This window comes from Rhodovarius sp., assembly GCF_040399605.1.
Lineage (GTDB): Bacteria > Pseudomonadota > Alphaproteobacteria > Acetobacterales > Acetobacteraceae > Rhodovarius > Rhodovarius crocodyli_A.
Map to the genome: position 1 here is coordinate 13,238 of NZ_JBBARU010000053.1, position 10,636 is coordinate 23,873.

The window sequence follows — 10,636 nt, forward strand, 5'->3', positions numbered from 1 at the left end:
CTTGGCGGCAGGGCTCTTGGCGGCGGCACGGCTGCGCGCGGTGGCGGGCTTGGCGGCGCGCTTGGGTGCTGCAACGGCCATGGCTTGGGCGCGCGCTGTGGTCTGGGTTTCGTCGGTCACGTGTGATGTCTCCTTGGATGAAATCATCTGGTCAGTCGGGTGTGTCACGGCAGCCTCGCAGCGAGGCCGTGGATTGGCATGTGGAAACCGTCCAGCGCGTTCAGCGCGACATTCGCGCAGGCGATGGGGCAGCCCCAAGCCGGGCCAGGGATAACCGCATAGGCTATACGAGCGTGGCGCATGGCGGCATTCGCGGCTTGTAATTCCGCTGCCGAATGGCACCTCCGATGCTGACGGGAGAGTGTCGTCATCGCGCCCGACATGGCTCAGCTTTTCCCTTTTCCATCGCGCGCCGCTGACGTGAAACCCGATCCGCATTCGCGCGAATCGCGCGTCAACTGCACGAATGAATCGACGCTATCTGAATGCGCCGCGCGCCTGTCAAACACTTTCGAACAAGTTGGCAGTATTTTTGCTAAGCCCGCGGTCACGCGCGCATCACAACGCGTAACCTCAGGGCTGCAATTCAGCGCGCGCTCATCGGCACAACGCTGCGTTGCTCACGCCCGGTATAGTGCGATAGCGGCCGGATCAGCCGGTTATCCGCACCTTGTTCGAGCACATGCGCGGCCCATCCGGTGATGCGGCTGCAGACGAAAATCGGCGTGAACATCGGGATGTCGAAGCCCATCAGGAAATAGGCGGGGCCGGCGGGGAAATCGAGATTGGGATGGATGTTCTTCTCGGCCAGCATCACCCGCGCCAGCACGGCAGATGTGTTCATCCAGCGGCGGTCGCCCACCACTTCGGCCATGATCTCGGCGTATTTTTTCATCGTCGGCACGCGGCTATCGCCGCTCTTATAGACGCGATGGCCAAAGCCCATCACCAGCGCCTTGTGGTCGAAGCGCTGCCGCAGCCAGGCCTCGGCCACATCGGGGGATGGGATTTCGCTGAGCATGTGCATCACCGCCTCATTGGCGCCGCCATGCAGCGGGCCCTTGAGTGCGGCGATACCGCCCACGATCGCGCCATGCATATCGGCCATGGTGGAGGTGACCACGCGGGCGGCGAAGGTCGATGCGTTGAAAGTGTGCTCGGCATAGAGAATCATCGAGACGTCGAAAGCCTTGATGACCTCGGGTTTCGGCACGCTGCCGAAGACCATGTTGAAGAAATTCTCGCAGAAGGGCAGCGCGGCATCGGGGGCAATGGGCTCGAGCCCCTTGCTCAGGCGGTTGGCGGCGGCAACCGCGCTCGGCGCCTTGGCCAGAATGCGCATGGCCTTGCGCCGCTGCGCCGCGTCCGACACATCGGCCACCTCAGGGTCCTCCATGCCCATGAAGGAAATGGCGGTGCGGATCATGTCCATCGGGTGGGCATTGCGGGGAAATTCGCGCAGCACCCGCAGCGTGGCCGGGCTCAGCGCACGATTGGCCCGCTCCTCGGCCTGGAAGGCGGCCAATTGCGCGGCATTGGGCAATTCGCCATGCCAGAGCAGATAGGCCACCTCCTCGAAATTGGAGAGCTCACACAGATCCTGCACGGCATAGCCGCGATAGGTGAGGCTATTGGTCTCGGGCATCACCTTCGAGACGGATGAATCATCCGCATAGACCCCCACTAGGCCTTTGCGGACTTCGACGGCTTCGCTCATGGCATTCCTCGATGCGTTGATTGTGCGGCGCACTCTACGCCTGTGTTTGGCCCGCGCAATTGCGCCACGGGCTTCACCGCGAATCCCATGCCGCGCGGGGCGTTGCAGCGCGGTGCTGCCGCCGCCATCCTGGCGCCGAACAGGGAGCCGATGATGCACTCCGCCATCCCACGCCGCGCCGCATCGGCCGCCACCCCACCCTTGCCGGCAGCCGAGGCCAGCGCGCAGCAGGCCCCGGCCCGTGGGCCGCTGGTCTGGCGCGATATGGACCAGGCAGCCCTCGATGCCGCCTATGACCAGGGCGCCTATGCGCCCAATCGTGACCAGGTGCTGGGCCGCTATGCCTCCAACAGTGCCCTGGCGCGCGCAGCCATGGGTGCACCGCAGCGCGAGGCCTATGGCAGTGCTGCAATCGAACAATTGGACATCCACCGCACCAGCGCCGCCGCGCCGGCGCCTGTGCTGATCTTCATCCATGGCGGGGCATGGCGTGGCGGGCTTGCGCGCGATTATGCCTTCCCGGCCGAATGCATGCTGCGTGCGGGGGTGCATTTTGTGGTGCCCGATTTCGCCGCCGTGCAGGATATGGGCGGAGACCTGCTGCCCATCGCGCAGCAGATCCGCCAGGCTGTGGCCTGGGTTGCGCGCAATGCTGCGGGTTTTGGTGGCGACCCTGGGCGGATTTTTATCGCCGGCCACTCCTCGGGGGCGCATATGGCAGCAGTTGCCTTGACGACGGATTGGTCCGGCTGGGGCCTGGCCGCAGATGTGCTCAAGGGCGGGTTGCTGGTGAGCGGGCTGTATGATCTGCGTGGCGCGCGGCTCTCGGCCCGCAGCCGCTATGTGAATTTCACCGATGCGATGGAGGAGGCGCTCTCACCCCAGCGCCATATCGCCCGGCTGCATGCGCCGGTGATGGTGGTGCATGGCAGCCTGGAGACACCGGAATTCCAGCGCATGGCGCGGGATTTTGCCAGGGATGTGGCCGCCGCCGGCAAGCCGGTTCAGGCCATACGCGGCGAGGGCTATAATCACTTCGAAATCATCGAGACCATGGCCAACCCCTATGGCCTTGTCGGCCGGGTGGGGCTGGCCATGATCGGGGTTTAGAATATCCCCGGCTTCGCCTCCAGCAGCGTCCCCTTGGGCAGGGCGATATTGAGCTGACCCAATTCGCCCGCTGGCAGCTTTGCCAGGTTCTGCACCGCCTCGAGGAAGCGATTGGCCTCCCGCGCGGTGATGATGCCATCGGTCATGCTGCGGAACTTGTGGATGTATTGCTCGCGGGCAAAGGGGCGGGCGCCGCGCGGATGGGCATTGGCCACGCCCAGTTCATCGACCAGCGTCGAGCCATCCTTGAACAGGATCTCGACCCGGCCGCCGAAGGCCAGGGTATCGGGATCCTTCGAGTGATAGCGCTCGGTCCATTCCGGCGCCTCGCGGGTTTCGATCTTGTGCCAAAGGGCGACCGTGTCCTTGCGGCCGGCGCGCTTGGGCTCGTAGCTGTCCACATGGTGCCAGGAGCCATCCTGCAGGGCGACGGCGAAAATATACATGATGGAATGGTCGAGCGTTTCGCGGCTGGCCTTGGGGTCCATCTTCTGCGGGTCATTGGCACCGGTGCCGATCACGTAATGGGTGTGATGGCTGGTGTGGATGGTGATCTTCTCGATCGCGTCGAAATCGGTGATCGATTCGCGCATGCGGAAGGCGAGGTCGATTAGCGCCTGGCTCTGATACTCCGCCGAATGCTCCTTGGTGTAGCTGTCCAGGATGGCGCGCTTGGCCTCACCGGCGGCGGGCAGCGGCACGTGGTAATAGACGGGGTCATAGACCGTCTTGCGCCCCTTGCTGTCGGCCTGGGTGCGGCCGGCCAGAACCCAGGCGATGACGCTGTCCTCACCCTCATAGATCGGCGAAGGAGCACCTTCCCCGCGCATACAGCGGTCCACCGCCTCAATGGCCAGCTTGCCGGCATGGGCGGGGGCATAGGCCTTCCAGGAGCTGATCTCGCCCTTGCGGCTCTGGCGGAAGGAGATGGAGGTGTGCAGCGCCTGCTGGATGGATTGGAACACCACCTCCTGCTTGAGGCCGAGCAGCGTGCCAATGCCGGCCGCCGAGGCGGGGCAGAGATGGGCGATATGGTCCACGCGATGCTCATGCAGGCAGATCGCCCGCACGAGGTTGATGTGCAGTTCATAGCCCGTCGCCGCGCCGCGCAGGAAATCGCGGCCGGAGCGGCCCATGGCCTGCGCCACGGCGAGGATGGGGGGGATATTGTCGCCGGGGTGGGAGTAATCGGCGGCGAGGAAGGTGTCGTGCATATCCAGCTCGCGCACCGCCGTGCCATTGGCCCAGGCCGCCCATTCGGGGCTGACGGTGGCCGAGCTGGGCATGCCAAAGACGGTGGCGCCACTGCCCTTCTTGGTGTGGCCGAGCGCCATGCCGCGGGCGGAGACCACGGGGCGGCGATTGACCGAGGCGATGGCCACGGCGGCATTGTCGATCACCCGGTTGATGATCATCTCGGCCACGTCCTTCTGGACGGCGACCTTATCGGTGGCGACACCGGCCATCTTCCAGGCCAGCTGGTCTTCGCGCTTGAGCAGCGCCTTGGAGGGATGAACCTTGACCTCGTGCAATTGCATCACGTGTTTCCTCATGCCTGACTGCGCATTGCTGTAGCGGCTGATCTACAGACCAACAAGATGAGGGCATTATGCAGTTCGACCGAGTGATCAAGGGTGATGTGGTTCTGCCCGAGGGCGTGATGGAGCGCGGCTATGTCGCCATCCGCGGCGAGGTGATCGCCGCCATCGGCCAGGGCGCGCTGCCGCCAGCGGCCGAAATCCTGGACCATAGCGGCATGCTCATCCTGCCCGGGCTGGTGGATGGGCATATGCATACCGGCAGTGCCGTGGGTTTTCCTGGCATTGAGGGGGCCTCAATGTCGGCCGCTGCCGGCGGTGTCACCACCTGCGTCGACATGCCCTATGACGTGCCGCGCGCCACCACCGATGCGGCGATTTTCCGCGAGAAGGTGGAATGGGTGAACCGCACCAGCCATATGGATATGGCGCTCTATGGCACCATCACCAAGCATAATGGCCTTGATGCCATTGCCGGCCTGGCCGAGGCCGGGGCCTGTTCCTTCAAGCTCTCGACCTATGAATATGACGCCACGCGATTCCCGCGCATCGACAATACCACCATGGTCGAGGCCTTCCGCCGGATTGCCCAGACCGGGCTGATGGTGGGCATCCATAATGAGGATCAGGAGATTGTGGAGGGCGCCATTGCGGCGGCGATAGCCACGGGGCGGACCGACCCGATCATGCATGCCCGTACCCGCCCGCCGCTGTGTGAGACCATGGCCGACCTCGCCATCTTCGAGATGGCGATGGAGACGGGGGCGCATGTGCATATCGCCCATTCCTCGCTGGCGCGCGGCCTGGATTTGGCCGAGATGTTCCGCAACCAGGGTGCCAAGACCTCGGGCGAGGTGTGCATCCAGTATCTTTGCATGACCGAGGAGGACCTGGTGCGCCTCGCCGGCTTCGGCAAATGCAACCCGCCCTTCCGCACGGCGGAGGAGGTGGAGCGGATGTGGGGCGTGCTGGCCGCTGGCAAGATTGGCTATGTCAGCACCGATCACGCGCCCTGGGGCCGCTCCAAGAAGGTCTATAATGGCGATATTTTCGCCTGTGGCGCGGGGCTGACCGGCATGCAGAGCTTTGCGCCGCTGATGGCCACGTTGCTGCTGGAACGGGGGCTGCCGCTGAGCCTGATGGCCTCGCTCTGTGCCGAGCGGCCGGCGAAGTTCCATGGGCTCTACCCGAAAAAGGGAGCAATCCGACTCGGCTTTGACGCTGATCTCTGCGTGCTGGAGCGCGGCGATTTTGTCTTCGATGAGGCCGATATCCAGGACCGGGAGGATGCCAAGTGGTCGCCCTATCACGGCCGGGCGATGCGGGCACGGGTGGCGGCGACCTATCTGCGGGGCGCGAAAATCTGGGATGGCCAGAGCGTGCTGGCACGGCCCGGCACGGGGCAATTCGTGCCGCGCCAACATCGCGAGCAGTTCTGGGCATGAGCGGCTGCGCGGAACTGGCCGGCTGAGCCTTGCCAGCGCGGGGGCGTGGGGGCAGCTTTCCGCCATGACACGCTCTCTCATCATCGCCGGCGCCCAGACCGGCCCCATCCAGCGCGCGGATAACCGCGCGCAGACGCTTGACCGCCTCATCGCGCTGCTGGAGCAGGCGGCAGCGCAGGGCGCGCAAATGGTCGTCTTCCCCGAACTCGCGCTGACCACCTTCTTCCCGCGCTGGCTGATGGAGACCACGCAGGAACTCGACACCTGGTATGAGCGCGCCATGCCCAACCCGAATTGCCAAAGGCTGTTCGACCGGGCGCGGGAATTGGCGGTGGGGTTTTACCTGGGCTACGCCGAACTCACCGAGGATGGGCAGCGTTTCAACACCGCCATCACCGTGGGGCCGGATGGCGCCATTTTGGGCAAATACCGCAAGGTGCATTTGCCAGGCTCGGTGGAGCCGCGCCCGGGCAACCGCTACCAGCAGCTGGAAAAGCGCTATTTCCAATATGGCGATGGCGGCTTTCAGGCGTTTCGCGGCGCCCAGGAATGGGGCGCGCCCATTATGGGCATGCTGATCTGCAATGACCGCCGCTGGCCTGAGGCCTGGCGCTGCTATGCGTTGCAGGGGATGGAACTGATGGTGCTCGGCTATAACTCCGCCGCCTATGACCCCAATGGCGGCGATGCGGAGAATCTCGAAATCCGCACCTTCCATTCGATTCTCTCGGCCCAGGCCAATGCCTATTTCAACGCGACCTTCGCCGTGGCCGTGGCCAAGGCGGGGGTGGAGGATGGCGCGGGGCTGATTGGCGGCAGCGTGATTGTGGACCCCAACGGGATGATTTTGGCCCAGGCCAAGACGCTGGAGGACGAGATCATCATCGCCGAATGCGACTTCGAAAAATGCATGCAGGGCAAGGGGCCGGGTAAGATTTTTGACTTCGGCTTTCACCGCCGGCCGCAGCATTACGGCCGCATTGTGGAACAGGCCGGCGTGGAGCCCATCGCATGAGCGACAGAAAACTCGTCATCGCCGCAGCCCAGCTCGGCCCCATTCAGAAGGCCGAGGGCCGCGACGTGGCGGTGGGCCGCATGCTGCGGCTGATGGAAAAGGCGCATCAGCGCGGCGTGCAGGTGGTGGTCTTCCCCGAACTCGCACTCACCACCTTCTTCCCGCGCTGGTATGAGGAGGATATCGCCAATGCCGCGCATTGGTATGAGACCTCCATGCCCTCCAATGCCACGGCGCCGCTGTTTGAGGCGGCGAAGAAATACGGCATCGGCTTTCATCTCGGCTATGCGGAAAAGACGCCGGATGGGCATCACTTCAACACCGCCATCTATGTGCATCCGAGCGGCGAGACGGTGCTGAAATACCGCAAGGTGCACCTGCCCGGGCACCGCGATTTCGACCCTATCCGCAAGGTCCAGCATCTAGAAAAGCGCTATTTCGAGGTGGGCGATCTGGGCTTTCCGGTGATCCGCGCGCCGCTGGGCGACACCGAGGCCAATATCGGCATGATGATCTGCAATGATCGCCGCTGGCCCGAGGCCTGGCGGGTGATGGGGTTGCAGCAGGTGGAACTCGTCATGCTCGGTTACAATACGCCCAGCCTGAACATGGATAATCGCGGCTTTGAGGCGCATCATTTGCGGGTGGAGCATAGCCATCTCTCCATCCGCGCCGGCTCCTATCAGAATGCCTGCTTCGCGGTTGCCACCGCCAAGGCGGGGACTGAGGATGGGCACGAACTTTTCGGCCATTCCATTATCGTCAACCCGCAGGGCGAGATCATGGCCCAGGCGACCAGTTGGCAGGATGAGCTGATCACGGTTGAGGCTGATCTGGGCATGTGCGCGCTGGGGCGCAGCACTATTTTCAACTTCGCCGCCCATCGTCGGCCAGAGGCTTATGGCAGCATCACCGGGCAAATTGGCAGCACACCGCCCCCGGCCTGGCGGCCTGGCTGAGGGGGGGGGCCCGCCTTAATCCCGGCGCAGCGGCTGCAGCAGCAATTGGTCCAGCCGCTGGTCGCGCTTTTGGCCATAGCGGCCGATCCCCAAGCGCAATGCGCCCTGATGATGCCGCCGCAGCGTGCCGAACCACTGGTCCCATAGGCTGAGGTTGAAGCCGAAATTGCTGTTGGTTTCCTCCAACCGCTCCGAATGATGGATGCGGTGCAGGCTGGGGGTGATGATCACCCGGCGCAGTGCAGCATCCGCCCTGGGTGGCAGGGTGATGGCGGCGTGTTCGAACATGCTCGATGCGTTGAGCATGACCTCGAAGAGCAGCACGCCCTCAGGCGGGACCCCCAGGGCGATGACCGCCGCCATCTTGATGAACACCGAGAGCAGCAATTCCAGCGGGTGAAAGCGCAGCCCGGTGGTGGCGTCCATCTCGGTATCGGCGTGATGCACCCGATGCAGCCGCCACAGCAGCGGCACGGCGTGGAAGAGGCGGTGCTGGAAATAGATCAGCAGGTCGAGCAACACGACGCTCACGGCCATGGCGGCCCAAAGCGGCAGATCCAGCATGGGCAGCAGCCCCAATCCGCGCGACTGGGCCCAGAAGGCCGCCCCCATCGCCCCGGCCGGCACCAGCAGGCGGGCCAGCAGCGCGCCCAGCATCAAAAGCCCAAAATGATGCGACCAGCGCCGCGCGCCCAAGGGGCGTGCCACCCGCCAGGGCGCCAGCATTTCCGCCAGCAGCAGCAGGGCCAGGATGGCCAGAAAAGCGCCCAGGCGCAGCATGGGCTCATGCGTCAACATGGCGTTGATATGGGCCGGCCGGGGCGCACCGGTAGGGGGGCTACCAATCCCTCTCTATCGCGCCCAGGGCGCGAAGACGGTCGGCGTAGCGGGCGGCCAGGGCGGCCTCGCTGAATTCCTGCTGCAATCTTGTGCGGCCGGCGGCGGCGCGCCGTTGGGCGGCGGCCGGGTCGGCCAGCACCTCGCGCATGCGTTCGGCCATATGCGGCACATCCACCTCCGCCCAATAGGCGCCCTCCATCGGATAATACGCCTCCACCGGTTGGACCGGGCGGAGGGTGGCGCGCACCGGAAAGGCCGTCGTCTCGTCACAATATTCCTGGGTGCCGGAATAATCGGTGATGATGGCCGGCTTGCCCAAAAGCATGGCGTAAGCGGGCAGATAGCCAAAGCCTTCCGCCCGATGCGGCGATACCACGCAATCGGTGCCGGCGATCAGGCCGAGGTAATCATCAAAACCCATCGCCTCGACGATGAGATGAATGCGCGAATCCGCGAGGCAGGCTGCCTGCAGGGCCTGCCATTGCCCATGCGGGTCGCCCCAATGATCGGCGACGAATTCGGTTGATTTGATGACCAGCCGCACACTGTCATCCCCGGGCGGAAAGGCCAATTGGAAGGCCTGCACCGCCGCCATGGGGTTCTTGCGCTCCACCGCGGAGTGGAAATCGAAGGAGCAGAGAAAGCAAAAGGCCGAAGCCTCGATGCCATAGCGCGCCCTGGGCAGGGGTGGGATGGTGGCTGGCAGGGTGATGCCCTTGCGCATATTGATCACTGGCTTGTCGAAGGCTGCGGCATAGACCCGGGCGAGATAGGCCGATGGCACCCAGATCTCATCCAGCAGATCCAGCGCCAGGCGGTGCGATTGTGGCAGCACCTCCATCTCCCACAGGAAAAAGCCGATGCGATAGCTGCCCGGCCGGCCGCCACCGGCAGGATGGGCCAGGATTTGCGGCGCCTGATCGGCATTGATGTGGATGATCACCACATCGCGCTGCATCATCACCTCCGCGGTGGCGGCAGGCAGCGGGGGGAGTGGGACCTCCGGCAGGCCCTGGCTCAGGTCGCGCAGCACTGGCTGGATGCCGATGCGGCGCAGCGCCTGGGTGGTCATGCGCAGATTCACCCCAAGCCCTGTGGCGGAATCGGCCATGCCGATCACCGTGCAGCGCGGCGCGCGCGGTATCGGGCCAGCCCCGCCCTGGCCTTGGCGATAGAGCGAGGAGAAGCGGCGAAAATCCGGCCGAAGCTGGCAGACGAGCCCGGCAAACCAATGCTGCAGGCGAGAAGAGCGCCAGATGGGTTCAGCCTCGCCAGCCCCCCCGCCCAGCACACCGCAACAGGCGGCCATCAGGAATTCCATTCGCGTCAGCGCCTCTGGATGGTCATCCAGCTTTTCGGCGAAATGGCGCAGCGCCGCCGCCCCCAATAGGCGGAGGCGCCACATCTGCGGCGCCGGGCTGATGAGCAGCGCGAAAACGCAGCCCAATTGGCCCTCCTCTGTGGTCAGGTCATGGCGCTCGCGCAGCAGGGCGCTACCGCCATGTTGCAGCCTGGCAAAGCAGGAGATGATGCCAGGGGAGGGCTGACCAGGGGCGAGGCTCTCGAGCAGCGCCAGTGCGGCTTCCGGCACCAGGGCTGCATCCATGTGGTAATACGGAATTTCCTCCGTCACCCAGGCGAAGAGCAGCGCCTGTACCATCATCGGGTCGAGCAGATGTGGCGCGTGGTGGCCGCTGCGCCAATGATGGAAGATCAGCCGGGAAAGCCCAAGCGGCGCGGCCCAATCGGGCAAGGCATCGGCATTGAGAAAGCCGCTGATCGCCTGTGGCACCGGCACGCCGCCGCTGGCGACATGGCCGGGTGCGTCACGCACATACCAGCACAGGAAGGCGAAACGATTCTCCGCCGTGCGCAGATGCCACCGCGCCTCCAGCCGCAGGCTGGCGCGCAGATGCAGCATCATTCGGGTGATCGGCACCGCGCAGCCCTGTGCCAAGGCGATGGGCGCATTGACCACCTGCAGCAGCGCTTCATCCGGCTCGTCCTGGGCA

The 10,636-nt window shown here is 64.7% G+C and carries 7 protein-coding genes and 1 pseudogene; 4 read left to right on the top strand and 4 right to left on the bottom strand.

Going from position 1 to position 10,636, the window contains the following annotated elements:
• Positions 1–586: 586 nt before the first annotated feature.
• Positions 587–1,717: a bifunctional 2-methylcitrate synthase/citrate synthase gene (locus ABWP84_RS13285; RefSeq protein ID WP_353212521.1), complete on the bottom strand. Its 1,131-nt coding sequence runs from the start codon at positions 1,715–1,717 to the stop codon at positions 587–589.
• A gap of 87 nt (positions 1,718–1,804) precedes the next feature.
• Between ABWP84_RS13285 and ABWP84_RS13290 the strand changes: the two genes are divergently transcribed.
• Positions 1,805–2,827, top strand: coding sequence for an alpha/beta hydrolase (locus ABWP84_RS13290; RefSeq protein ID WP_353212522.1), 1,023 nt, complete (start codon positions 1,805–1,807; stop codon positions 2,825–2,827).
• On the opposite strand, the gene ABWP84_RS13295 is transcribed toward ABWP84_RS13290, so the two are convergent.
• On the bottom strand, positions 2,824–4,365 hold the full coding sequence (locus ABWP84_RS13295; protein WP_353212523.1) for an MmgE/PrpD family protein: 1,542 nt from the start codon (positions 4,363–4,365) through the stop codon (positions 2,824–2,826). The genes ABWP84_RS13290 and ABWP84_RS13295 overlap by 4 nt on opposite strands.
• Positions 4,366–4,436: 71 nt before the next feature.
• On the opposite strand from ABWP84_RS13295, the gene ABWP84_RS13300 reads away from it, so the two are divergent.
• The 3 genes from ABWP84_RS13300 to ABWP84_RS13310 all read left to right on the top strand — a co-directional run bounded on the left by ABWP84_RS13300 (position 4,437) and on the right by ABWP84_RS13310 (position 7,784).
• A complete protein-coding gene (locus ABWP84_RS13300; RefSeq protein WP_353212524.1) occupies positions 4,437–5,810 on the top strand; it encodes an amidohydrolase family protein in 1,374 nt (457 codons plus the stop codon).
• Positions 5,811–5,874: 64 nt separating this feature from the next.
• Positions 5,875–6,825 (top strand): N-carbamoyl-D-amino-acid hydrolase, encoded by a 951-nt coding sequence (locus ABWP84_RS13305; protein WP_353212525.1) that lies wholly within the window; start codon positions 5,875–5,877, stop codon positions 6,823–6,825.
• Complete coding sequence (locus tag ABWP84_RS13310) at positions 6,822–7,784, top strand: N-carbamoyl-D-amino-acid hydrolase (protein WP_353212526.1); 963 nt, start codon at positions 6,822–6,824, stop codon at positions 7,782–7,784. Before ABWP84_RS13305 ends, ABWP84_RS13310 begins: the two co-directional genes overlap by 4 nt.
• Before the next feature lie 15 nt (positions 7,785–7,799).
• Here the strand turns inward: ABWP84_RS13310 and ABWP84_RS13315 are convergent, their stop codons facing one another.
• The gene (locus tag ABWP84_RS13315; RefSeq protein WP_353212527.1) at positions 7,800–8,582 is read right to left on the bottom strand and encodes a sterol desaturase family protein; all 783 of its coding nucleotides are present in this window, start codon (positions 8,580–8,582) and stop codon (positions 7,800–7,802) included.
• Between the two features lie 40 nt (positions 8,583–8,622).
• Positions 8,623–10,636 (bottom strand): annotated as a pseudogene (locus ABWP84_RS13320) (glycosyltransferase); the annotation flags it as partial.

Coding starts and splice junctions, on each gene's coding strand:
- ABWP84_RS13285 (WP_353212521.1), bottom strand. CDS start 1,717: ATGAGCGAAGCCGTCGAAGTCCGCAAAGGCCTAGTGGGGGTCTATGCG.
- ABWP84_RS13290 (WP_353212522.1), top strand. CDS start 1,805: ATGCCGCGCGGGGCGTTGCAGCGCGGTGCTGCCGCCGCCATCCTGGCG.
- ABWP84_RS13295 (WP_353212523.1), bottom strand. CDS start 4,365: ATGCAATTGCACGAGGTCAAGGTTCATCCCTCCAAGGCGCTGCTCAAG.
- ABWP84_RS13300 (WP_353212524.1), top strand. CDS start 4,437: ATGCAGTTCGACCGAGTGATCAAGGGTGATGTGGTTCTGCCCGAGGGC.
- ABWP84_RS13305 (WP_353212525.1), top strand. CDS start 5,875: ATGACACGCTCTCTCATCATCGCCGGCGCCCAGACCGGCCCCATCCAG.
- ABWP84_RS13310 (WP_353212526.1), top strand. CDS start 6,822: ATGAGCGACAGAAAACTCGTCATCGCCGCAGCCCAGCTCGGCCCCATT.
- ABWP84_RS13315 (WP_353212527.1), bottom strand. CDS start 8,582: ATGTTGACGCATGAGCCCATGCTGCGCCTGGGCGCTTTTCTGGCCATC.